The sequence below is a fragment of the Lyngbya aestuarii BL J genome (assembly GCF_000478195.2).
Taxonomy (GTDB): Bacteria; Cyanobacteriota; Cyanobacteriia; order Cyanobacteriales; family Microcoleaceae; genus Capilliphycus; species Capilliphycus aestuarii.
Genome location: NZ_AUZM01000009.1, coordinates 17,844 through 42,059 on the forward strand (window position 1 = coordinate 17,844; position 24,216 = coordinate 42,059).

The 24,216-nt window shown below is 44.7% G+C and carries 18 protein-coding genes; 8 read left to right on the forward strand and 10 right to left on the reverse strand.

Annotation, left to right across the window (positions count from 1 at the left end):
- Window positions 1-35: 35 nt before the first annotated feature.
- From M595_RS05835 to scyA, 9 genes are all read right to left on the reverse strand, one after another.
- Window positions 36-959, reverse strand: a complete 924-nt coding sequence (locus M595_RS05835) for a TatD family hydrolase (RefSeq protein WP_040483650.1) — start codon at window positions 957-959, stop codon at window positions 36-38.
- A 32-nt stretch (window positions 960-991) separates the two neighbouring features.
- The gene (locus M595_RS05840) at window positions 992-1,912 is read right to left on the reverse strand and encodes an EboA family metabolite traffic protein (RefSeq protein ID WP_023065248.1); all 921 of its coding nucleotides are present in this window, start codon (window positions 1,910-1,912) and stop codon (window positions 992-994) included.
- Window positions 1,913-2,501: 589 nt separating this feature from the next.
- Window positions 2,502-3,683, reverse strand: a complete 1,182-nt coding sequence (gene scyF, locus M595_RS05845) for a scytonemin biosynthesis PEP-CTERM protein ScyF (protein WP_023065191.1) — start codon at window positions 3,681-3,683, stop codon at window positions 2,502-2,504.
- Window positions 3,684-3,744: 61 nt separating this feature from the next.
- Window positions 3,745-4,638 carry a ScyD/ScyE family protein gene (locus M595_RS05850; RefSeq protein ID WP_023065194.1) on the reverse strand — a complete coding sequence of 298 codons (894 nt, stop codon included), beginning with the start codon at window positions 4,636-4,638 and terminating at the stop codon, window positions 3,745-3,747.
- A 7-nt stretch (window positions 4,639-4,645) separates the two neighbouring features.
- On the reverse strand, window positions 4,646-5,092 hold the full coding sequence (locus M595_RS05855; protein ID WP_023065210.1) for a ScyD/ScyE family protein: 447 nt from the start codon (window positions 5,090-5,092) through the stop codon (window positions 4,646-4,648).
- An 80-nt stretch (window positions 5,093-5,172) separates the two neighbouring features.
- On the reverse strand, window positions 5,173-6,690 hold the full coding sequence (locus M595_RS05860) for a ScyD/ScyE family protein (protein WP_023065175.1): 1,518 nt from the start codon (window positions 6,688-6,690) through the stop codon (window positions 5,173-5,175).
- Between the two features lie 548 nt (window positions 6,691-7,238).
- Complete coding sequence (gene scyC, locus M595_RS05865; RefSeq protein WP_023065154.1) at window positions 7,239-8,198, reverse strand: scytonemin biosynthesis cyclase/decarboxylase ScyC; 960 nt, start codon at window positions 8,196-8,198, stop codon at window positions 7,239-7,241.
- Window positions 8,199-8,255: 57 nt separating this feature from the next.
- Entirely contained in the window at window positions 8,256-9,314 is a 1,059-nt protein-coding gene (scyB, locus tag M595_RS05870; RefSeq protein WP_023065257.1) for a tryptophan dehydrogenase ScyB, read from the reverse strand.
- A gap of 110 nt (window positions 9,315-9,424) precedes the next feature.
- Entirely contained in the window at window positions 9,425-11,317 is a 1,893-nt protein-coding gene (scyA, locus tag M595_RS05875) for a scytonemin biosynthesis protein ScyA (RefSeq protein WP_040483651.1), read from the reverse strand.
- A gap of 651 nt (window positions 11,318-11,968) precedes the next feature.
- On the opposite strand from scyA, the gene M595_RS05880 reads away from it, so the two are divergent.
- The 8 genes from M595_RS05880 to M595_RS05915 all read left to right on the forward strand — a co-directional run bounded on the left by M595_RS05880 (window position 11,969) and on the right by M595_RS05915 (window position 22,616).
- Window positions 11,969-14,215: an anthranilate synthase gene (locus M595_RS05880; protein ID WP_023065221.1), complete on the forward strand. Its 2,247-nt coding sequence runs from the start codon at window positions 11,969-11,971 to the stop codon at window positions 14,213-14,215.
- Between the two features lie 68 nt (window positions 14,216-14,283).
- Window positions 14,284-15,195 (forward strand): indole-3-glycerol phosphate synthase TrpC, encoded by a 912-nt coding sequence (trpC, locus tag M595_RS05885; protein WP_023065196.1) that lies wholly within the window; start codon window positions 14,284-14,286, stop codon window positions 15,193-15,195.
- Window positions 15,192-16,001 carry a tryptophan synthase subunit alpha gene (trpA, locus tag M595_RS05890; RefSeq protein WP_023065253.1) on the forward strand — a complete coding sequence of 270 codons (810 nt, stop codon included), beginning with the start codon at window positions 15,192-15,194 and terminating at the stop codon, window positions 15,999-16,001. The genes trpC and trpA overlap by 4 nt, the downstream gene beginning before the upstream one ends.
- 147 nt (window positions 16,002-16,148) lie before the next feature.
- On the forward strand, window positions 16,149-17,399 hold the full coding sequence (gene trpB / locus M595_RS05895) for a tryptophan synthase subunit beta (protein ID WP_040483652.1): 1,251 nt from the start codon (window positions 16,149-16,151) through the stop codon (window positions 17,397-17,399).
- A 22-nt stretch (window positions 17,400-17,421) separates the two neighbouring features.
- Window positions 17,422-18,549 carry an anthranilate phosphoribosyltransferase gene (gene trpD / locus M595_RS05900; protein WP_040483653.1) on the forward strand — a complete coding sequence of 376 codons (1,128 nt, stop codon included), beginning with the start codon at window positions 17,422-17,424 and terminating at the stop codon, window positions 18,547-18,549.
- 67 nt (window positions 18,550-18,616) lie between these two features.
- Entirely contained in the window at window positions 18,617-19,651 is a 1,035-nt protein-coding gene (gene aroF, locus M595_RS05905) for a 3-deoxy-7-phosphoheptulonate synthase (RefSeq protein ID WP_023065181.1), read from the forward strand.
- A gap of 227 nt (window positions 19,652-19,878) precedes the next feature.
- Entirely contained in the window at window positions 19,879-21,045 is a 1,167-nt protein-coding gene (locus M595_RS05910) for a prephenate dehydrogenase/arogenate dehydrogenase family protein (protein WP_023065156.1), read from the forward strand.
- Between the two features lie 704 nt (window positions 21,046-21,749).
- Window positions 21,750-22,616 (forward strand): response regulator, encoded by an 867-nt coding sequence (locus M595_RS05915; protein ID WP_023065185.1) that lies wholly within the window; start codon window positions 21,750-21,752, stop codon window positions 22,614-22,616.
- Between the two features lie 435 nt (window positions 22,617-23,051).
- On the opposite strand, the gene M595_RS05920 is transcribed toward M595_RS05915, so the two are convergent.
- Window positions 23,052-24,068 carry a cyanophycinase gene (locus tag M595_RS05920; RefSeq protein ID WP_023065158.1) on the reverse strand — a complete coding sequence of 339 codons (1,017 nt, stop codon included), beginning with the start codon at window positions 24,066-24,068 and terminating at the stop codon, window positions 23,052-23,054.
- Between the last annotated feature and the right edge of the window lie 148 nt (window positions 24,069-24,216).

Below are 24,216 nucleotides of genomic sequence, written 5' to 3' on the forward strand. Positions count from 1 at the left end.
CCCGCCTCTACAATTGATGACGATTCAATCTGTCTCTACTGAATCACAACCGAATCACGCAGGGTTTTTGCATCTGGATTTTGCCCTCGCAATACGCTATTACCATCAAACTGTGCTGTATGATCAACAGGTTTAGGTGTTAACCAATCGCTTTCTTTAAATTGACCGCTTTGACTGTAAGCTTTGAGTGCATTTTGATAACAAACTGTTCGCACATCTGTCTCAGAAATGCCTTCATCAAGCATCAATTGAGCGGTTTTTGGTACGGCTAACGGATCACTTAATCCCCAATCAGCACTACTATCAACAATAATGCGATCAGTACCGTATTTTTTAACAACTTCTACCATCCGAGCATTACCCATTTTCGTCATTGGGTAAATCGTAAATGCAGCCCAAAATCCTCGCTCTAGAACTTCTTCAACGGTTTCTTCGTTGTTATGATCGATAATCACTTGAGACGGATCAAGACCATGTTCAATACAGCGATCCATACTGCGACTTGTACCCGCTTTTTTGTTGCGGTGCGGTGTATGAATCAGTACCAACATATCGAGTTCTTTGGCTAAAGCAAGTTGATCTTGAAAGTATTTATCTTCGGTTTCTGTCATGTCATCGTAGCCAATTTCACCAATGGCAACAACACCTTCTTTACAGGCAAATATCGGCAATAAATCCATTACAAGTTCAGCAACAGCCGAGTTATTAGCTTCTTTTGGGTTCAAACCAATCGTACAATAATGAGCAATGCCAAACTGAGACGCTCTAAACCGTTCCCAACCCACAAGACTGCTAAAATAATCTTTGAAACTGCCGGGGTTTGTGCGAGGTTGACCCAACCAAAAAGAAGGTTCAATCACGGCAACAATACCATACTCTCGCATCACGAGATAATCATAGGTTGTCCGTGCAGTCATGTGAATATGCGGATCGATAAACATGAGATTGGTAGATTCCATAGTGATAAAAATGTAGATGTCGGTATCTGTTTCTAGTTGGCTGTATTCGTGTTATTAGAATACAGATGATGTAATGTCCAAGTTTCCCAAGTCTGGGGTTTCTTACTCAGCATTTTAGGGCGAGACTCTAGCAACGACTTGATTTTTTCCGAATGGGAACTCATACAGGCTAAAGCACCTGCTTGTTGTTGCATCGGATCGGGGTGATCTAGCACTCTCTCCAAATCTTCCGTCATGCTGTCAGTCGTGAAAGCCCCCATCGCCCGCCAAAGTTCGGGGGTAACACTGCGATCGGCGGCCCAACGTTCGTGGGCGTAGTCGAGCAGCATTTGGGATAAATTGGGGTTAGTCCGAGTGTCTAGACCGATAATTTTGTGCAAGGGACTATCGATAAAAATCGCTTTCAAAACCATTTGGTTCCAGGCAAGTTCGGAAAGATAATTCGCCGGATAGGGGTTATGAAGTGCCACTGCATTGAAGACAACTGACATATTTGTGCGTATCCCTTCGGCTGCACGATCTTGGTATTTTTCCGGTGAGGGAAGTAGCGGCAACGTTTGATAAAGGGCGACTAACTCATCAATATCAGCAGCAGAAAAAAGCTGATCAAGAATGCTTTGATAGTCTTCGGAGTTGCCTTGAATTAAGGATAAAACGAACAATGTTCGAGCCAGCCCGTCAACTCGCCAGTGTTGAGGATGCCAACCCGGGCAAATTTCTGTTGCTGCTTTTAAATCTTCATCAGCTAACACCGAATTTGCTTTACCTAAACGACGAGGAACTAAGCTGAATGCGATGAAAAATGATCTCTGGGTTGCTCCCTTTAACAGTTCAGACTGCTTTTGGGTTAGCCAAGCAAGCTGTTCGTTATCGAGTTGATTTGAGAGCCACTCAAAGATTAGATTGATCGTCCGATTTAACTGAGTTGATTGATTGATAGATGCAAGAACCATGTCGCTAAATTTATTGATCGCTGTTCATCTTATTGTCTATTGTACAAAACTTAACAGCTTTATTTCAAGGTGTTTTAATGTACAAAATTTTTAACTTCAATGAATAAACATCAAGCTGTTTTTTTACTTAATTTTGACAGTTTTACCTACCTAAAAAGACGAGAATATTCTTAGGTAAAAAGATATTTTTGAACATTTGCACTTGACAAAATACTGCTTTTAACAGTCGTCTTACGCTTTTCTTAATATCAAGTTTTAATCTCCAAATAGCCTTCGGCGATTATTAAATGATTTAGTTTTTAAACTGTTAAACCCTGCCCTGTTTGTACAGTTGGACAATTAGTTTTGACTTCCCCAGACTTAATATAGATATTAACAGTTTTTTTAGATGCTAGCTAGAGATGCTATGTGCCTACGCTATTATAAACAAAGTTTATTTGAACAACAAATAAATTGCTCAAAAGCCCACACAATCAAGCGGATTGAGGGTGAGTCCCAACTTTGATCGGGCTTGGCATTTATACAGAAGTGCCTGAATAACAGCTTGATTAAGTTGTATCTGTCAAACACCTCTGTACAAATAAGACCATTAACGAGTTATTCTACGCTTTTTGAGGATCTTCGTTGCCATCAAACCAACCCCTCCCAAAGCTAAGACTGACATGGGTTCAGGTACTTTTTCCGCATCGTCATAATTAATGCTGAGTACCTGTACACGACCTTGGAAGAAATCTCCCACATAGAGTTTATCATCATTGAGTCCCGTGCCACCCGTCCAGTTAAATGCACCGGGTCGCAGGTCGAGTTCGGGTCCAAAAGGCCCAGTAGAACCATCAGGGGGAGGCGGAGGGATAATTTCCCCATCTGGGGTACGGGCGGGTTCTCCATACACCGTTAACAAATTACCTTCTTTATCAAAAACCTGTACACGGCTATTGATAGAGTCAGCAACATAAATATTTTCTTCCTCATCGATTTCCAAGCCAATTGGTTGTAAGAACTGACCCGGTTCTGTTCCTTGCATACCAAACGCTAGAAGGGGATTTCCGTCTGGGTCTAACACCTGAACCCGGTTATTAAACTGATCAGCGACGTAGATATTGCCACTAACCGAAGAAATGCGGATACCCGCAGGGCCTTGAAACTGTCCAGGTTCAGTTCCCGGAGTGCCGATGGTGTCAATAATTTCGCCCGATCCGTTAATTTTCAGAATGCGATCGTTACTAAAGTCGCCAACATAAACATTATTGTCGGCATCGAAGGTAATCCCAGAAGGGCCAAAGAAAGCGCGACCTTCAATCAGTCCGCCAAATTCACCATCAGCAATAGTTTGAATATAGTTCCCTTCAGGATCGTAAACATTCACTCGGAGGTTAAAAACATCACCCACATAGAGATTACCCGTTTTCGGGCTAAACTCCAATGCTCCAGGTTCATCAAACTCGCCCGGGCCGGTACCGCCAGATCCAACTGCACCAATATATTCACCCTCGGGAGTAAAGATAGAAACTTCGTTACCCACTTCAAAGTTTGTCGTCCCGTCGGGGTTTCGTCCGCGACCATTGCCGACATAAATATTGCCCGTACTATCTTGAACCGAGACGCCTTGAGGCACAAATAATTGACCGGGTGCAAAGCCAGGTTCACCAATTTGGCGATCAAATTCGAGAGTAACAGCCTTAACTTCAGTTGCGATCGCACCCAAAGAGATCAACGATCCCGCTAGTAGGGGTGTGAGGCTGGCGCCGACTGAGAATTTTTTGAGCTTCATAATAAGTCCTTAAGTTAAATTGACAATGGATGCTAGTTGCTTATCGGTCAATTGTCTTTTGTCACGGTGTAAAGTTTGCCTGTTTTCGAGCCGTCTTGAAAGCAAAAGAAAGCGTTCCCAGAAGACCCCAAACTAAAACGCCATAGGCTGAATTGGGTTCGGGGATATCAACAGCTTCCCCTTCGGGATCGATTTGGAAAATTGTTGAGTTCGGGCCATTACCTCGACCCGCAACATAAACCAAGCCATCTGTTCCGACGGTGAGATTTACTAACAACTCAACCCCATCTACCTGGTTCCCGTCTAAAATGGTGGTCACTTTGCCATCGGTATCAATCTCGACGACTTTTCCGCGATCGCCCCCGAATGCCAAAGATTCAGTTGCCAAAACCGTGGCGTAAGCCTTGCCAGTGGGCGCAAAAGCAATATCAGTTAGCTGAGTCAAACCGTTAGCAAATGTTGTTTGTTGACCGTTGGCATCAATTTGAGTAATTTCTGACTTCCCTTGCGGGAACGGAAACCCTCCAAACTCAGCAACATAAAGATTGCCATCACCACCGACCGCAACGCCTGTCGGCACGTATTGGAGAGGAAAGAGGGGTTCTTCCGTTTCCGGCGCCTGAGTAGGATCGTTCGGTGCGGCAGGGGGCGGCCCTAACCCCTGGGGAAACTCCAGACTCTCAAGAGCAACTATTTCCGGGTCAAAGATGGCATTGAGTTGAAGCTGGTTTTCTCTCCGACTGTAGGCAAACAAATTATTAGCACCCGAGTCGGTAATATAGACTGTATCGCCGTCGATCGCGAGGCTATTGGGGTTGCTGTCAATATCGCCCCCAGTGGGGTTATTTTCCAGTTCATACCGTGCCAAATCAGCCAATTGAGTCAATTGACCTGTGACAAAATTGGCTTGGTAGAGACTGCCCAACTCCGAGGTGTCTAAAACATCGCTTTCCAAATAAGGATTACCCGCTAAGAGATCGGATCAACGTTTGATCACGCCGAGCCGGATCGCCCACCGATCCATACAGGACGTAGGGCGTACCAAACGCATCAAATCCGATATCTTGTGGGCCGACAGCGTTGCTGCCATCTGCCAAAGCCAGAGAACTCAAGCCCGTTAGCACAGGTGTAACAGTGCCATCAGGGGAAACTTTACTGACGGCACCCGTATTGCCCAAATACAGGTCAAGACCAGGTATATTTGGCGAGGGGATAGAACTTGATGAAGTCGATCCTCCCCCAATTCCCGCTTCAGCAACGTAGAGTTCACCATCGGGGCCGAAAGTGAGTCCTCTGGCGTTTTGAAGACCCTCAGCAAAGCGAGTAAATGTTGCCGCTTGAGCGGTGTTAGTAATTGAAAAGAATAAACAGGTAACTGCTAAAGAGCAAACCGAGTGGTTGATATTCATCTGCGGAGGTAAAGTCGAGACGGTCAGATCGGGCTAGAAATTGCGACAGGATGCAATTAAAAATCACACCCTAACTGCTTCTAATCCGCTTTTTTCAGTCCGTCTCGCTTGCCTTTTAAACCGAAAATGCTGGCACCGCCAAAGAACAATAGACCCAAAATAGTACCGGGTTCAGGGACAGACTCAACATCGTCAAACCGGATCACAGAACCATTGGTACCGATACCATTATTAGCAACATAGATGCCACCATCGGGGCCAACTTGAATCCCTGTTGCTGAGAAGATGCCTTCTTGAGCGATTGTCGTGCGTTTACCATCCGGCGTGACTTTGACCACTGAACCGGGCAAATCTTTTAAGCTTCCTTCGACACTGTTTTTCCACTGGGCTTCATCGGCAAATTGCAGCACTAACAGGTTGCCATCCGCATCAAAGGTTAAATCTGTAATTTGGGTGAAACCCTCTGCAAAAACTTCCGGTTCTCCAGTTTCGGGGTTAATCCGGAGAACTCGGGCTTCGCCTTCAGGATAGGGATAACCCGTCAATTCAGCATAATAAGCTGCACCATCAGGCCCAATTGTGATTCCGGTCGGTACCGACTGCAAGTCTAACGGGCCTTCTGGAATTTCAAAAGATGGCTGTTCAGGTTCTTCGCCCTCGGGGGGAAGTTGGCTCGGGTCGCCCCCTAAAACTGGGTTATCTTCACCCGAATTTTGAGGCGGTTCAAAAGGAGAAGCAGGAGGAAATTCTACGTTTTCAACTAACTGAGTTGGGGCGGCAAAAGCATTCCGCAGTTCGCCATCAGCCAGACCGATATTGTAGATGACGTTAGCACCTGCATCAACTACAAAAGCTGAATCTTCTTGAATGGCGATCGCAAAGGGGTTACTAATGTAGTCGCCCCCGTCAAGGTTGTTCAACTGTTCGTATTGGGCAAAGTCAAACAGTTCGGTGAATTCTTGAGTGGCTAAATCGACTTTAAACAGTTTACCCAGGTTAGATACATTTAAAAGGTCGTTGGGATCTTCGGTCGGCGGGGCAATAAAGTCTTGTTCTGGGGGAAGTGAGGCATCTTGACTGAGTTCAAACAGACCGAGATCTCGGTTGCCTGGATATCCAGCATAGCCACTAACGAGGTAAGCATTACCCAAGAAGTCAAAGGCAATCTCTTGGGGGCCTGCACCTTGCTCTAAAGTCGGCTGAAGTGCCAAGGAGTCAAAGTTATCAATCACTCTTGTCTGAGTGCCACTGATTAGATCTACTTTTGTCAGTGATCCCGTCTGACCCGCACAAATATTGGCAAAAGCAGCACTTGGAGAAGGCTGACAGTTTCCGTCGCCGCCTGTACCTGTTTCTCCGACATATAGGCTACCGTCAGGGCCAAAAGTAATTCCGCTTGGATTGTTGAGTCCGCTAGCAACTGTTGTGAAATTTGCTGCTTTAGCAGGAGTTGCCGAAGCGAATACGGTGGTAATAGTTAGAAGTGTATAACCAATTTGCTTAAGTTTCATTGTTCCCGTGAAATAAATAGTCGTAGCTTGTAACCGATCAGAAGAAAATAGAAAATGCCGTTGATAGCCATCGAGTGACCGATCCATGATCAGTCCTCTAAACTTGGTACAAAATAGAAATAAAAGTCTGAACTAATCAGGATGAAAGCTTTGGAGCCATACTGATCCGGCAGAGTAAAAAATTTACTCTATACCCCTCATTTCTCAAACTCTTTATTGCAATGAAGTCTGTCTATCTTCCAGCTCTAAACCAGTCTAAACTCCCTGTCAGACTTGGTTTTCTTCTCTGACACCCAGATAACTTTAGATAAGCTAACACAGTAAAAGAGGTCAAAAGGTGTCATTTTTTTCGTAAAGATTTGACTTTTCTTACGAAAATTTACGGAGACAGATAAAAAAAATAGATCCATACAAGGGAGTTTATACTGAGAGTCTATCCTAAAAAAAGATAATAAAAATCGTTAAAAAAATCATGATCAATTTCAACAAAGTATGATATGAAATCTTCCAAAAATTAGACAGACAAATTCCTCAGTTTTTGATCGAACTAAAAAGACAAAGCCTGTTTAGTCATAAAAACCGAGGAACTGAATTCATTCAATTTATAAATCTTCAGCGAGCAGAGAGAATCTTCTCTAAACTGACGCTAGTGCTTTGGGCTGATAACTCATCCCTTGGGCGAAGCTCTCTAAGTTACCTGCTTTCGCTTCCAAGAACCGTTTGATATTCATACTCTCAGCCCCAAAGTCTTGAATTTGCAGCTTACCGTGACGTAGGGGTTTGTCTAGAGGCCAGAACGTGATCCGATGTTGAATAAAGCCTTCAGCATCGGGATCAGCAAACGCATAAGAACAAGGGATAATAATAGAAGGGCTGCGTTGAGTAAAGTTGTAATCAGGATAATAAAAATCCTGCTCAATCAGATAGTATTTACTCAGCGTGTGCGATCGCAACTCCACCTTCACCTTTTGATTATACTCATCTAAAAACTCACCCGAATTCGAGCCAATTTCTCCTTGAGGTCTGAGCAAATGCGCCCATTCATCCATCGTTCGCAGATCGCTGAGATACTCATATCCCATCTCTATTGGCGCATCCACAAAGATAGTATCAGTAACAATTTTATAACGACCGACAGCCGCTTCAGTTCGTCCAGCATTGCGCTCTAAAATCGCCTTGAGCGAACGACATTCAGAAGTATGAACTGTTTCAATCCCCTGCATAATCATCGGCACTCGTCGTTTCGGATCGACAAAACTTAACCAGTGAAAATAAACCCCCGACTCATCGGTTCCTGGCTCAATATATTCAGGCGGAAACAGCATCACCGGGTAAACCTGAAAATACTCTTGGTATTTAATCCCACAATGCCACTCAATCCCCTTAAAAAAACCATTGTCAATTTTTTTGACATGATAGTACAAATTATGTTGATAACCGGAAGCCGTTCCCAGCCAAGTATCTTCATCAACTTGTTCGATCATCCGACTAAATAGCGTCCAGTCATCTAAATTTTTCAGACTACAAAGATAGTCAAACGCAGTATCGGTATCTGTCGCAATATAAGCAGACGTAGCAAAGGTATTCTGTTCCATTTTTTCCTCTGGTAAAAATTTTCGGGTGTAGTTTTTCCGTATTTCTATTCGTTGAGGTTATGCACTCACCAACATTTGAGCTTGTTCAGCCTGGGTAATACGTTCTTCAGCAAGCTGCATAGAAGCTTTATGAGTCGTCATTCCGGTCGTTTCAGCTTTCTTGAAAAGTTCGAGCAAAGTATCGTAAATACTATGAACATGACTAATTGCTTTTTTCTCTTGGTAGCCAATCAACTCGTGATAGACATTAATTAGCCCCCCCGCATTAATCACATAATCCGGACAATACAAAATGTTTTGATCCGTCAGCATTTCGCCATGCACTTGTTCATCTAAAAGCTGGTTATTCGCCGAACCTGCAATGATAGACGCTTTCATCTGAGAAATTGTTTGAGTATTGAGAATAGCTCCCATCGCACAAGGCGCAAAAATATCAACATCAAGTCCATAAACCTGCTCAGGTTCAACCGCAGTCGCCCCATATAACCGAGCAACTTTAGAGACTTTAGCTTGATTAATATCACTAACAAACAGCTTAACTTCATTTTGGTGTAGCCAATCGCAAAGATGCTGTCCGACATTACCCAAACCTTGAACAGCCACCTTTAACCCTTTAAGATTATCAGAACCAAAACGGTATTTTGCGGCAGCTTTCATTCCGAGTAAAACACCAATCGCTGTCACCGGAGCAGGCCCACCCGATTTTTCTTGGGTACCGACAACATACTTCGTCTCCCGGTTAATTTGCCGAACATCTTGCGGCGTTAAATTAATATCTTGACCCGTGATAAATCGACCATTCAGGCGCTCAATGAATCGACCATAAGCCTGTAACAATTCGCAGGTTTTTTGCTCAGGCTTGGCGATAATTACCGCTTTACCGCCACCCATCGGAATATTGGCACAGGCGGCTTTGTAGGTCATGCCTCGGCTGAGACGCAGAGCATCGGTTAAGGCAGCAACTTCACTTTCGTAGGGCCAGAGACGAGTTGCCCCCATAGCAGCACCAAGTCGGCTGTCGTGAATCGCAATAATTGCTTTTAATCCAGAGGCTTGGTCGTTGCAGAATAAAACCTGTTCATGGCCGGCTGTGGCTGTTGTTTCAAATAGTTTCATTGTGGTTTATTTATGCTTGAGTAAAAGGAATAAAAGTTGAGAGTAGGGAGATGGAAAGACAAATCAAGTCAATTTGCCTTTTGCCAATTGGCTGTTCCCTAAAATTCTGTTTAAGTCATCGGAAAAGAGACTTGCTCTTTTGATGAACCATTGGTTGAGGTAGCCTCATCTAACGGATAGCCAATAGATTCAGGTTTTGGCTCTGCTTTCTCCGTTGAACGATTTGCTAAACTTTTGGTGCGTCCTTTCGAGGGGGCGTGGCGAGAAGGATCAATTTTGACATCAACCACAATCGGCCCATTGGCAGCCATCGCTTTTTGTAGAGCGCTTTCAAGCTGTGATTCTTCCAAGACCTGAATACTTTCGGCACCCATCCCCTGAGCAATCATGGTGAAATCAGTCTGAGGCATGAGTGCATCGGCTTTGAGTCCCAGCATTGCCATACCTTGGTAGCACATATTGTAGCGGGCATCGTTCAGCACAATCCAAACCGCAGGGATTTGGTATTTGACGGCGGTGCTGACTTCACTGTTCATCAACATCGAACCGTCACCAACAATCGCAACGGCTTTATGACCTTGACCGAGAGCCGCACCCAAAACCCCTGTTGTGGCATGACCCATCGAACCCACACCTGTACTAACCCGATAACGATTTGACTCAGAAAAGCGTAATAGGTGAGTAGACCAAGTAAATGAATTACCTGACTCTGCTAGTACGACTGCGTTACTGCCTTCAACGATAACTTTTTGAATCGTCTCCATCAAAATCTCGGGACGCACGAGGGTACTGGTCGCCTCTGCAATCGGTTCACGTTCAGGATTCGGTAAATTAACGATTGAGCGAGGATAGTGCGACAGATAGGGTAATAGTTGTCGCAGAAACGTACCGATATCAGCCTGAACTGGATAGGTTGGAACCGTTGGATAGCTGACTCCAATCACACTCGGGTCAATATCGACTTGAATAAATCCTCGACTCGGTACCAAGTCGGTACTCCAAAATGAGGTCGGTTCACCCATACGAGTTCCCAGTACCAACGTTCTTAATGGCTTCACCGTGTTTAAATAGTTCAACACTGAACTGTGACCGCCTAAGCCTGTAACACCGACAAACTGAGGATGGTCTTCTCGAAAGAGTCCTTTTGCTCGGGGTGAACACATGACAGCGGCACCTGTGACCTCAGCAAGCTGCATCACTTCTTGAGTGGCTAAACGAGCGCCATAACCAACCCAAATCGCAAAGGGGCCTTCAGAGAGAAGTTGAACACAGTGAGAAATGACAGAATCGGTGGCTGCGATTTTGTTCTCTGTGACAGTGGCTCTGGGCAACTCTTTGGGCATCGGCAATGATTGTACCCCTGTCGGAGTGCTGAGATGAGCGGTAAAGCCTCCAGGCTGAGAGACTCCCTGTGTGAGTCGTCTAGCAATTTGAGGAAGTTGCTCGGGACAATCAACGATAGTTGCGTAGTTATACAATGCTCCAGAGCTAAATAATCCATCTGTTGGCAGTGTTCGAGGGCTGGTTTCTTGAATTGCCCAACGCTCTCGCTGTGATGTTGATGTACAGGCCGACAGGTGAATGACTTTGGCTCCTTCGCCTCGGGCGGCAAAGAGTCCGGTTAATGTATTTGTAATCCCAGGGCCGGCTGTTGAAAAGACGACAACGGGACTGTTGCTGACGAGAGACGCTTCGAGAGCGGCAAAGGCGGCACCCGATTCGTGACGACAGTGAATCACTTGGATTTGACGGCTGTTAGATAAAGCATCCCATTGTGTTGCCATTGCACCGCCAGAAACGCCAAAAGCCCATACAACCCCCAAATCTTCCAATAGCTTGACGATTGCTTGAGAGACTGAGGTTTCTTTTTTTACTGCTGATGGGCTGTTGGTTAATGTGTCATGGGAACCATTGGCAGACTCTCTTACAGACTGTTTATGAGCGGTTTTTGTATGTTTCTCTTGAGTGATTATGGTCGTAGATTCAGGCGATTTCTTGATCATTGTTGCGTACTATTCTTGCTAGACTTTTAGCTTTAAATTTTTTGTAGCTGGCTGTATCTGACACACATCATAAAGACATTTTTAAGGACATCGCTATGCACATTATTTCGGACGAGGTATCAATTCTTTAGATTTTTATCAGTTCTATTCAATCTCTTAATCGGCTCTAAGTTAGCTCTGGCAATACAGTAGCAGGGCGGAATTGCACTCTCAACAGCCTGGATTTTATAGCACTACGCATTTAAGTTAGGACATTTCTAGATCCTAAAACCCTTTCACAGTCTACTGTTCCCTGTTCCCTAAGATTGCAAACTAAGTCTCGCCGGAAACCGCCGGGCCGCAAGGCAAGCGCTGTTCCCTGTTCCCGATTCAAGTAGCGCTATATCTTTATAAACTCTTTTTAACTTTTGCCTCTCAGCGCTTTTCTGATTTTAATTACTCTATCCTAAGATAGAGTTTTGTTAATCAGTCTATTTGCTGATATTTCAGGTTTAACACAGTATAAATGATGATTTCTGAGAAAATCTAAAGAAATGTAACAGCATCCCGAAAAAATATCATTGAACTTTCTCTAGCAAGTTCTTTAAGCTCTAGAACAGTAACCCGTAATTTCACGGATACCTATCGCTAAATCATGGAGATTTTCAAATAATGACCTACAAGCCCCAACAATATCTAACAGATGGTGGTATCGAAATATTTCGACAGGTCGAACTTCTGCCAATGGAGACCGCTCTGGATCGGATTTTACCGAAGTTGGATACTGTACGGGGTGGATTATTGACCAGCAGCTATGAATATCCAGGACGCTACAGACGATGGGCGATTGGATTTGTCAATCCACCTCTGGAAATAGCAACACGAGATCATTGTTTTACCATCACAGCACTCAATGAACGTGGAGAAATTTTAATCAAACAAATTTCGAGCGCTTTGTATGACTGTACTGATCTCAAAAATATTCAGCATAATCGTCAAAAAATAACAGGAACAGTCGCACCAGCCCATCGATTGTTCTCCGAAGAAGAAAGAAGCCAACAGCCCTCTGCATTCTCAGTTATTAGAGCCATTACGAATACATTTAAAAGCGATGAAGATGAACATTTAGGACTCTACGGAGCGCTAGGCTACGATTTAGTCTTTCAGTTTGAGCCAATCCCTCAAAAAATCAAGCGTCCCGACGATCAGCAAGATTTAGTGCTATATTTGCCGGATGAATTGATTGTCGTAGACTACTACCTCCAACAAGCCTTTCAACTTCAGTACGACTTTAAAACCGCCAACAATTCAACTGACGGACTGCCTCGAACGGGCGAGGTGATTGATTATCGCGGAAAACGTCAGCCCTTAACTCAAGTTGCTGACCATGCAGAGGGTGAATATGCTGACTTAGTAAAAACCGCCTTTGATTATTTCCGCAGAGGAGATTTGTTTGAGGTGGTGCCTTCTCAAAGCTTTTTTGAGAGTTGTGAAACCAATCCTTGTGAACTGTTCCATACCCTACAAACGATCAACCCCAGTCCTTACGGGTTTATCTTCAACCTGGGTGGAGAATATTTGATCGGGGCTTCCCCAGAAATGTTTGTGCGAGTAGACGGGCGACGGGTGGAAACCTGCCCAATTAGTGGCACCATTGAACGTGGTGATGATGCGATCGAAGATGCCACTCAAATTCGACATTTACTGAACTCGCTCAAAGATGAAACCGAGTTGACCATGTGTACAGATGTTGATCGCAATGACAAATCCCGAGTGTGTAAACCCGGATCAGTTCAGGTCATTGGTCGTCGTCAGGTCGAAATGTACAGCCATTTAATCCATACCGTTGACCACGTTGAAGGGGTTTTAGAAGACCAATACGACGCCCTAGATGCCTTTTTAACCCATACCTGGGCTGTAACCGTAACTGGGGCGCCCAAACGAGCGGCGATCGCTTTTATTGAACAGCATGAACGCAGCGCCCGTCGTTGGTATGGGGGAGCGGTGGGTTATTTCAACTTTAATGGCAACCTCAATACAGGCTTAGTCTTGAGAACCATTCGCCTCAAAGACTCAGTTGCAGAAGTGCGCGTCGGAGCAACGGTACTTCATAGCTCAGTCCCAGAAGCAGAAGCCAAAGAAACGCTCACCAAAGCGGCTGCAATGCTGCAAGCTCTAAAACAAACTCAGCGCGATAAACTCAGTCCTAGCGAGTTGATATCCCCCGCTCAGACAACCCAGCGTCGCCGCCCCAAAGTATTGATTGTTGATTATGAAGACTCTTTTGTTCATACATTAGCAAACTATATTCGTTACTGCGGTGCTGAAGTCGTCACCCGACGTCACGGCTTTCCCCTAGAAGTTCTAGATCAAGAGCAACCCAATCTGGTTGTACTTTCGCCTGGGCCTGGGTGTCCTGCCGACTTCGGCGTGAGCAATATGGTGAATGCTTGTGTTGAGCGCCATATTCCTCTGTTTGGAGTCTGTTTAGGGTTACAGGGTATTGTCGAAGCCTTTGGCGGTACCTTGGGGGTTTTAGACTATCCGCAGCACGGTATTTCTTCGCAAATTACAGTTGTAGATTCAGATTCGGTTCTGTTTAAAGAACTGCCTTCAAGCTTTGAGGCGGGACGATACCACTCACTCCACGCCTTAACCAAAGCAATGCCTGCTGAACTCAAGGTAACAGCATTTTCCTCCGATCAGGTGATTATGGCGATTGAACATCGAGATCTGCCGATCACTGCGGTTCAGTTTCATCCCGAGTCACTGATGACGATGACAGGTAGTGCAGGTTTGAAGATGATTCAAAATGTGGTTGATGCTTATGGTTCAATATCGGCTGATGGCGAGACTACTCAAGTCGAGAATTCCCAAGAAGAAGTTGAAAACAGCTTTGTTGAGGCATTTGTTCGCTGAGGTTTTTGGGGTCAATGCTCAGTTTTTTGACCTCAAATCGATACCGGGAAATTAGAACAAGTAGACTTATGAAGATTCGTCGTTTGACAGAACTAAATACGGGTTATGAGATTGCGCCCCAACACTCAATTCCAGACAATATTCTCGAAAAGATTATTTGGCAAAAAGAAGATGAAGTCTTGCAAATGAAGCAGGCGATGTCATCTTTAGAATCGGGTTCTGATTATGAAACATTGTTAAAGCCTTCTTCTGCTTTTAGCAAAGGGAGAGATTTTGCCAAAGCTTTAAAGCAAGGATCTCCGGCACTAATTGCTGAAGTGAAAAAGGCTAGCCCCAGCAAAGGTATTATCTGCCCCGATTTTGATCCCGTGAAAATTGCCCAAGCTTACGAACGAGGGGGCGCCGCTTGTTTGTCGGTTCTCACGGATGAAACCTTTTTTCAAGGGAGTTTTGAGAACTTACAACGGGTTAGAGACAGTGTATCGCTTCCTCTGCTCTGCAAAGAGTTTATCATCGACCCCTGCCAAGTGTTGATGGCGCGATCAGCCGGTGCGGATGCGGTGCTGTTAATTGCTGCGGTGTTGAGTGATGCTGACTTGAGTGCGTTCTCAATATTAGCTGATCGCTTGGGAATGGATTCTCTAGTCGAAGTTCATTCTTTAACTGAGTTAGATCGGGTGTTAGCACTTCCTGAAACAGGCAAAAGTATTCGTTTAGTTGGCATTAACAACCGTAATTTAGAAAATTTTACCGTTGATTTGGCGATAACTGAACAGTTATTAAAAGCCCGAGGTGAAGAACTAACCGCGAAAAATATTGTTGTCGTCAGCGAGTCGGGGTTGAAGACATCCGACGATCTGATTCGGGTACATCTTGCGGGCGCAAATGCCGTGTTAGTCGGTGAATCTTTAGTGCAGCAAACCGATATTACTCAAGCCGTGCGAGCGATTATTCCTAAACAATTAGAACTACAAAGATGAAAACCAAGACTCAAAGCATTTCTGAATGTTTCCAAACGTTAAAAGGGCGGGGTGAATGTGCATTAATTCCGTTTATTACCGCAGGCGATCCCGACCTCGAAACAACGACAAAAGCCTTACAAATCCTCGACCGCAGCGGTGCTGACCTGATTGAGTTGGGTATTCCTTACTCCGATCCGTTAGCCGATGGCCCGGTGATTCAAGCCGCAGCAACTCGCGCTTTAGCAAGAGGGGTGACATTTGACCAAGTGTTAGAGGTTGTCTCCGATGTGGTTCCGACTCTGAAAGCCCCGTTGATTTTATTTTCTTATTACAATCCCATCCTTTATCGGGGGATTCGGGCGGTTTTAACTCGGTTTGCCGATGCCGGAGTCAAAGGGCTAGTTGTTCCTGATTTGCCCCTAGAAGAAGCTCAAACGCTGCTTGATATTGCCGCCGAGGTGGGGATTGAAATTATTCTTTTGGTGGCTCCGACAAGCCGCTCAGAGCGCATCCAGGCGATTGCCGAGAAGTCGCAAGGATTCATTTATCTGGTGAGCGTGACTGGGGTTACAGGAGTGCGATCGCAGGTTCAGTCACGGGTTCAAACGTTAATTGCTGACCTGAAAAACAGCACAGATAAACCTATTGGCGTTGGTTTTGGCATTTCCGAACCGAAACAAGCCCAACAAATTGCCCAGTGGGGCGCCAATGCGGTGATTGTTGGTAGTGCTTTTGTAAGGCGTTTGGCTGAAAATTCACCCGCACAAGGACTCAAAGAGATCGAACAGCTAGCGCAAGATCTCAAAGCAGCAGTTTCCAGTTAAAAGGGAACAGGGAACAGGGAACAGGGAACAGGGAACAGGGAACAGGTAAGATCTCCCCACCTCCCCCGGAACCCCACCTCCCCACCTCCTGACTCCTGACTCCTGACTCCTAACACCTAACACCTAGAAAAAAAGGATTTTTTGACAATGGTTAGTTTGAATGAACGTCCAACGGTTTCTAACAGCAAAAATCAACGACCCGACGCACTCGGACGGTTCGGACGGTTTGGGGGTAAATATGTCCCCGAAACGTTGATGCCTGCCCTGGCTGAGTTAGAAACAGAGTTTCATCGCTATATTGATGACCCGGATTTTAACCGAGAATTAGACGGTTTGTTGAAAGATTATGTGGGTCGTCCCAGTCCGCTCTATTTTGCCGAGCGCCTGTCCGAACGTTATGCCAAAGCTGACGGTACCGGGCCGCAAATCTATCTGAAGAGGGAAGACCTCAACCATACCGGCGCCCACAAAATTAATAATGCTCTTGGTCAAGTGTTGCTTGCCAAATGTATGGGTAAACAGCGCATTATTGCCGAAACCGGAGCGGGTCAACATGGCGTCGCCACGGCTACAGTTTGCGCTCGGTTTGGTTTGGAGTGCGTGATTTATATGGGCGTACACGATATCGAACGGCAATCTTTGAATGTGTTTCGGATGCGGTTGTTGGGGGCGGAAGTTCGTCCGGTGGAAGCGGGAACGGGTACTCTCAAAGATGCCACATCGGAAGCTATTCGCGACTGGGTAACGAACGTAGAAACAACCCATTATATTCTCGGTTCGGCGGCAGGCCCGCACCCCTATCCGATGATTGTCCGAGATTTTCATGCGGTTATTGGTCAAGAGACTCGCGCTCAATGCTTGGAAAAATGGGGCGGTTTACCCGATATTTTAATGGCTTGCGTCGGTGGCGGATCGAACGCGATCGGTTTATTTAACGAATTTGTTGACGATACCAACGTTCGGATGATCGGCGTTGAAGCCGCAGGTGTTGGCGTCGAAACTGATAAACACGCCGCCACCTTAACTAAAGGCCAAATTGGGGTTCTGCACGGTGCGATGAGCTACCTACTGCAAGACACCGAAGGTCAAATTGTTGAGGCTCATTCGATCAGCGCCGGACTCGATTATCCTGGCGTTGGCCCGGAACACAGCTACCTCAAAGATCTCGGTCGCGCCGAATATTATAACGTCACCGACGAGCAGGCGTTAGAAGGTTTTCAAATGCTGTCGTCTCTAGAAGGGATTATTCCAGCATTAGAAACGGCTCACGCGATCGCCTATTTAGACACTCTTTGTCCGAGTTTAACAGGCAGTCCCCGCATTGTTCTCAACTGTTCTGGACGGGGTGACAAAGACGTGCAGACAGTCATTCAAGCCCTCGATCACGGTAAACAGTAAACACTGATCACGGTAAAATCCCATGACAACATTAATTTATCCCAAAACAAACCTCCCCTCGTCGCAGGAGGTGCCATCTGCCCCAACACAATACAACTGGCCGGAGTTACTGACTCAGCTATTAGATCGGCAGTCCCTCTCGGTTGAACAGGCATCTGTTCTCATGCGGGGCTGGCTAACTGAGGAAATTCCCCCCGTCATCTCTGGGGCAATATTAGCCGCCATTCAGTCGAAAGGGGTTTCGGCCAGTGAGTTAGTCGGTATGGTGAAAGTTCTGCGCCAACAAGCGCTTAAGTCGAATTCCCCGACCGATACTTTGCCGATGATTGACACCTGTGGCACGGGCGGTGATGGTGCATCTACGTTTAATATTTCCACAGCAGTGGCTTTTGTTGCCGCAGCAGCCGGGGTAAAAGTCGCAAAACATGGCAACCGCTCCAGTTCGAGTAAAGCGGGGTCTGCTGATGTCTTAGAAGCGTTGGGTTTAAACCTATCGGCTAGTCCCGAACGAGTAGAAGCGGCGGCCCGTGAAGTAGGCATTACCTTTTTATACGCCCCCGGTTGGCATCCGGCGTTTAAGGCGATTATGCCTCTGCGTAAAACTCTAAAAGTTCGCACGGTTTTTAACTTACTCGGCCCGCTCTTGAACCCGATGCAACCCACCGGACAGGTGATCGGGGTTTATGACTCGTCTTTGGTTGAGACGGTTGCCCTGGCTTTGACTCAGCTTAATATCCGTCGGGCGGTTGTGGTTCACGGACGCGAAGGACTCGACGAAGTGGGTTTGGCTGATCTCACCGATGCCGCTTTTGTCAGCAAAACCCCAAACGGCGCGAACAGCGAACACACGGTCAATCTTACTGTTATTTCCCCGACTGATTCTGGCATTGCTACTGTCCCGACAGCAGCCCTCAAGGGCGGCGATGTCAATACGAATGCTGAGATTCTCAAAGCAGTATTGCAAGGCAAAGGTACACAAGCCCAACAGGATGTGGTAGCCCTAAATGCGGCGATGGCGCTTTATGTGGGTGAATCTGTGTCCTACGCCGAAAGCATCTCAAAAGGTGTGGCTACCGCTAAAGAGATTTTAGCGAGCGGACAAGCTTGGAAAAAGTTAGAAGAACTCAGTCAATTTTTACAGGAAAGTTGACCGTTTGATTGACCACAAAACGACTAGCAAACAAGTACAAATCACAAATCACAAACAGGAGTAAATTATGATCGTTATTCTCAAACCCGGTATCCCCAGTTCTGAAGTTGAAATCATTAGCGAAGCCCTGTCTGAACAGTGGAACGTTAAAGTTGAAAAAAGTGTCGGTCAGCATAAAACCGTTTTGGGTTTGATTGGTGAAACGGCTTTGCTTCATAAAGACCAAATCCAAAATATGAATCCCTGGATTGAACAGGTTTTACGCATTGAAGAACCTTTTAAACGGGCAAGTCTAGGGTTTCGTCATGGGCAAGCCAGTACGGTAAAAGTGTCTACACCCAATGGTGATGTTGATTTTGGTAAAAATCATCCGTTGGTGATTGTGGCCGGGCCTTGTTCGGTGGAAAATGAAGAAATGATTGTCGAAACCGCCAAACGGGTGAAAGCCGCAGGTGCTAAGTTTTTGCGGGGAGGCGCTTATAAACCCAGGACTTCTCCCTATTCTTTCCAAGGTCACGGTGAAAGTGCTTTAGAGATGCTGGATGCGGCTCGTTCTGCCACTGGGTTGGGCATTATTACCGAAGTCATGGATACGGCAGATTTAGAGGCGGTTGCTGAGGTTGCGGATGTGCTGCAAGTGGGCGCCCGCAATATGCAAAACTTCGCTTTACTTAAAAAAGTGGGCGCTCAAGATAAGCCCGTATTATTGAAGCGGGGGATTTCGGCGACGGTGAAAGATTGGCTGATGGCGGCTGAATATGTGTTGTCGGAGGGCAACCCAAATGTAATTTTGTGTGAACGGGGGATTCGGACTTTTGATCGCCAATATACCCGCAATACTCTTGATTTATCGGTTATTCCCGTGTTGCGAACTCTGACTCATTTGCCGATTATGATTGACCCCAGTCATGGTACGGGTAAGTCTGAGTTTGTTCCTCCGATGGCGAAAGCTTCGGTGGCGGCAGGTACCGATGCGTTGATGATTGAGGTTCATCCCAATCCGGCGAAAGCACTCTCTGATGGGCCGCAATCTATGACCCCAAATCAGTTTGATGCGTTGGCCGCTGAACTTCTGCCTCAACGAGTTCCGGCTCTGGTTTAATTGGGCTTTGAGGAGTTTAGGAGTTTACAAGTTTAGGACTTTAGGAGTTGGGAGATTGTGATTAGCTGATAGAAGTTCAGGAGTTTACCAGGTCAGAATTCTCTAAAAAAAGTGAGAACTGAAAACTAAAATCTTTGCTGAATACTTCCTATTGACTGAACACTTTTCCCAACTCTCTTTTTTATATTCCCTGGAGTATATTTCAACTTAGCGATGAGGACAGAATTGTGTTTTGTTCAAAATCTACGGCAAAGTTAGCAGAAATTGACCGTCAGCTTGTCAAGTTGCTCGGAGAACGGATCGCGGCAATGGCTGACTCAACCGATGAGATTGATTCTACAACGCTCAAAACGGAGTTAGCGCGTGCGGGTGTACCGGAGTTTGTTTGGCGGAGTTTATTAACCAGTGCGGCAGCCGCAGCTACAATTACTCAGTCTGATGAGTTAACGTCTTCAACGGATTTCCCTAAAACGGATTCGCCTAAACGGGTGACGCTGATTGGCGGTACGGGTAAGATGGGTCTGTTTTTTGCCGATCAACTAATTGATGCTGGACATCGGGTGCGGATTATGGGTCGCGATGATTGGCAAGATGCCGAGGTGTTTTTGGGAAATGCTGATCTGGTGATGGTTTGTGTACCGACTGATCAGGCGGTGAGTGTGATTGAAAAGGCGGTACCTTACCTCAGACAGACGACAGCTTTGACGGACATTATTAGTATTAAAGCACCCATTTTGGAGGCAATGCTGACTCATCATTCTGGCCCGGTAATGGGACTACATCCGATGTTTGGCCCGGGGACTCGTTCTTTTTTATCTCAGAATGTTGTGGTTTGTCCGGGTCGAAAGGTGAGCGCTTTTGATTGGCTGTTGAAGTTGATTGAACGCAATGGTGGTAAGCTGAGAACCAGTGAGGCTGACGAGCATGATCGAATGATGGCGACGGTTCAGGGGATTCGTCACTTTATGACGTTTGGGTTGGGGGTGTTTTTGGCGACTGAGGATGTTGATGTTGCTCGGAGTTTGGAGTTGTCTAGTCCTCTGTATCGGTTGGCGATCGCGACGGTTAGTCGTTTTTTTGCCCAAAGTAGTTCTCTTTCTCTAGAAATTATGATCGGTTCCGAGCAGAGTCGTAGCATTTTACAGCGATTGTCTACAACTTATGCTCAACTTGCTTCTGCTGCAAGCTGTCATGATCTCGAATGTCTCAAAAGTGCTTTTGAAACTGCTCATCAAACTTTTCAGACGGTAATGCCTCACTCCCGACAAGAGACTGATCATATGATCGAAAGCCTGAGTGTATTTTTGGCGGCCTCCAAAGTTGAACCGCTTGAGGTTGATTGTGAACAAGAATCTATACAATGGTCTAGACCAGTAGACAGAATTGTTAACTGAATTCTTGACACATATATATAGGCTTGAAAAGAATACTATAGCAGTTCTCGCGCCTTGTGAGGTACAAAACTTTATGCTTTAGGCCATAGGCAAAAGCGCAAAGTGCGGCGATCGCGGTCACGCCTGCGTAGAGCGCGAACTCCGTTGCGCGGGTTCCCCGCGTTGAAGGAAGTTCGGGTATAGAGCAACTTTGCAATCTTAGGCGCTCTTGCAAAAGGTAAGAGGACAAATCTGTACCTCATGGATCTGAGAAACGTTATAGAATTGATCTGAATATAAGGGGTAATAACCCTCACCATTTCAGAAACTTTTGTCACTCCTAGTTTGTTAAAATAAAATTAAATATTTGAATTTTTTTGGTGATCAAATCATAAATTCAGTAAATCTTAAATCCAAATCTATGTTCGCCTATATCTTAAGCTGTTCTTAACTCTGGCTACTATACACAATTGTGATTATTTTTTCTAGCGTTGACTAATTTATGGGTAAAGCGTTACAATAATTAAGGATTGATTTTGATCGATAGTTTTGAAGTAAATTACTTCAGAAACCAACAATTATTAATCTATTCAACTGAAAGCCGCTTAATTTGAATGGCCTTTGACAGAATTAAGCCCATACTTTCAGGTGCAAACATCTGTCTTTTTTTGACTAAAAATAAGTCGAATAGACTGCTGTTATTATTAAGTAACTTACCTGAACCCATGACAACCATCCCAGCAAAAATAAGTGCATCTTCTAAAAGTGTATCTTCTGCAAAGGTTTTAATTGTTGAAGACGAATATCATGCTCGACAGCTATTTGTTAATAGTTTGGAAGCTGAAGGATTTTGTCCCATTGAAGCAGAAAATGGTGTGATTGGGCTTGAGCTTGCTCGTAAATATTTGCCTGAAGTCATTATCTGCGACATCATTATGCCAGAACTAGATGGTTATGGTGTTTTAAACTCTCTGCGAGAATGTCCTGAAACTGCAATTATTCCATTTATTTTTGTGACGGGTAAATGGGAGAAAGATAATATTAGGCAGGCGATGGTGCTTGGTGCAGATGACTACATAACAAAGCCTTTTAAAATTCAAGATCTAATCGAAGCGGTCGTCTCACAGATTAAAAAGCGCTCTATTTTAGAGGAGGGGTATGCTCTGAAATTTAGTAATACTCCAACTAGCAGTGAATCACAAAAAGTCGAGGACTCAGAAGAGGTTAACTTAGAAGAAACAACAGCTTTTAATTGTCCTTTTGAAGAATCACTTAACAAGGTCTTTAACTTTATTGAAGCCAACTATTGGCGATCCATTACCTTAGCTGAAGTCGCTGAGTATGCAGGCTATTCACCGGCTTATTTAACCAGCCAAGTGGGATCTTTAACTGGAAAAACAGTGAATCGCTGGATTATTGAGCGACGAATGAAAGCCGCACGTTCTCTACTCCAAGAAACCAGCTATACTGTAGAACAAATTGCTCGCAGGATTGGCTATCAAAGCTCTTGTCACTTTTCTCGACAGTTTCGTAAGCATCATGGAGTTGCTCCACAAATTTGGAGAAACCAACAAACCAATAGTGATCAGTAGAGTAAGTCTGAGATTATTCTAAAGCATTTCCTTCCGTTCAAAACGAAGTTTATACCCAAGTTATAGAACCTGTATCGATCACAAGTTTGGCGGTTGCCAAATCATAACTCTTCTTTAAATAAATTGAATAAGTTTTTGTTGATAGCTGTTTACAGTTTGATCAAAAATCTCTATCTTAAATCTCAGAATTCAGCCTTAAAATTAAATTAATTTTCCTTTAACTATTGAGCCGTTTTTTTGAATTCTAAATAAAAACTTTCTTTATAGAGGTTATTTTGGGATTTATTCGATAGATGAGTCATATAGCAATCCGATTGCGGTTGTGTAGAATATTTGCTTGTAAAAGCCAAGAGGTAAAATCATTTCAGACTTTTTATCTGTTTATAGATTTTTCACGCATCATTTAGGATTGCTATAGCCACTTAATCTGCGGAATTAGAACAGTTCTTTTCTTAATCCAGACTTCCCACCGATTGTGTACCAATATTCCCAATGTCCACCGCTAGCAGTAGACCAATCATTCAAATCAAAAGAACCACTTCCTTCTGGATCACCAGAAATTCGATAAACTTTTACAGCCTTTCCTGAGTTATTCCAAATCATTGGCCAGCCCGGTTCCATTTGTTCCGGTAAACCTCCATTTGTTTGTAAAAAGTAAGCATCTTGTCCAATATGTGTTCCATTTCCAAAAACTTTAGCAATGCCTTTTTCATCAATTGCCAAAAAAGCTCCTTCTTCTACGCCAATAGCATAATGATCGAGTTGACTGTTATCCTCATAAATCACCTTGGCGAGTAAGCCTAATAATCTTCCATATCTCGTTTCAGGATTAACCGAATTAATCCGATCCAAATGAGTATCAGTAATCACCCGTTTTAGATAAGGAACTTGAATAAAGTTACTTCGATGAATACTTTGAGTATTATAGTGAAAAGGATCATTGAGAATTTCTGAACTGATCACCCCCTGATGTTCAGGAGCATAATAATAGTCTCCTAGAATAGCCATTCCAGCACTCGTACCCGCGACGGGAATTTTCTTTTCATTAATCAAATAATTAAGAGCGTTCTCGGTTTCGGTTCCTTCCCAATATTCTTTATATTTATTTTGATCTCCCCCGGCTATGAACAGAGCATCGGCTTCTTTAATGTATTCGACAACTTCTGAGTCATTTGCTGCTTCCCGACTATTAATCGAAAGTTCAGCCGCCGAATGAATCCAATCTCGATAATGACGACAAATCCAGTCAGCTTGACTCCCTATTTTACCAACCCGAAGCACTAAGTATTTCCCCCCTTTTGCTCTTTCTAAAAACCATTGACTCGCTTCATGTTCACCTGATTTGTTCCCTTCTGCTCCCCCAATCAATAAAATCCCGGGTTGAGAATTGATTGAAACCCGTTCTCTACTTCCACAAGCAAAATAATAATCAAAATCGGATCGACTTGACATAATTAATACCCCTTTTTTGCTCAACTTTTTAAAAAGTTAAAAATCTTAGATATCATACTCCAAATTTATGGCTCTCAATGAGCCTCTTTTATAAATATTTATAAATCTGAGGCTCTAAACGAGAGTGTAGACTAACTTCCTCCCATGA

Bases quoted from the DNA above. Each gene is read 5' to 3' on its own strand.
- M595_RS05835 (WP_040483650.1), bottom strand. From the start codon at position 959: ATGGAATCTACCAATCTCATGTTTATCGATCCGCATATTCACATGACT.
- M595_RS05840 (WP_023065248.1), bottom strand. From the start codon at position 1,912: ATGGTTCTTGCATCTATCAATCAATCAACTCAGTTAAATCGGACGATC.
- scyF (WP_023065191.1), bottom strand. From the start codon at position 3,683: ATGAAGCTCAAAAAATTCTCAGTCGGCGCCAGCCTCACACCCCTACTA.
- M595_RS05855 (WP_023065210.1), bottom strand. From the start codon at position 5,092: ATGAATATCAACCACTCGGTTTGCTCTTTAGCAGTTACCTGTTTATTC.
- M595_RS05860 (WP_023065175.1), bottom strand. From the start codon at position 6,690: ATGGATCGGTCACTCGATGGCTATCAACGGCATTTTCTATTTTCTTCT.
- scyC (WP_023065154.1), bottom strand. From the start codon at position 8,198: ATGGAACAGAATACCTTTGCTACGTCTGCTTATATTGCGACAGATACC.
- scyB (WP_023065257.1), bottom strand. From the start codon at position 9,314: ATGAAACTATTTGAAACAACAGCCACAGCCGGCCATGAACAGGTTTTA.
- scyA (WP_040483651.1), bottom strand. From the start codon at position 11,317: ATGATCAAGAAATCGCCTGAATCTACGACCATAATCACTCAAGAGAAA.
- M595_RS05880 (WP_023065221.1), top strand. From the start codon at position 11,969: ATGACCTACAAGCCCCAACAATATCTAACAGATGGTGGTATCGAAATA.
- trpC (WP_023065196.1), top strand. From the start codon at position 14,284: ATGAAGATTCGTCGTTTGACAGAACTAAATACGGGTTATGAGATTGCG.
- trpA (WP_023065253.1), top strand. From the start codon at position 15,192: ATGAAAACCAAGACTCAAAGCATTTCTGAATGTTTCCAAACGTTAAAA.
- trpB (WP_040483652.1), top strand. From the start codon at position 16,149: ATGGTTAGTTTGAATGAACGTCCAACGGTTTCTAACAGCAAAAATCAA.
- trpD (WP_040483653.1), top strand. From the start codon at position 17,422: ATGACAACATTAATTTATCCCAAAACAAACCTCCCCTCGTCGCAGGAG.
- aroF (WP_023065181.1), top strand. From the start codon at position 18,617: ATGATCGTTATTCTCAAACCCGGTATCCCCAGTTCTGAAGTTGAAATC.
- M595_RS05915 (WP_023065185.1), top strand. From the start codon at position 21,750: ATGACAACCATCCCAGCAAAAATAAGTGCATCTTCTAAAAGTGTATCT.
- M595_RS05920 (WP_023065158.1), bottom strand. From the start codon at position 24,068: ATGTCAAGTCGATCCGATTTTGATTATTATTTTGCTTGTGGAAGTAGA.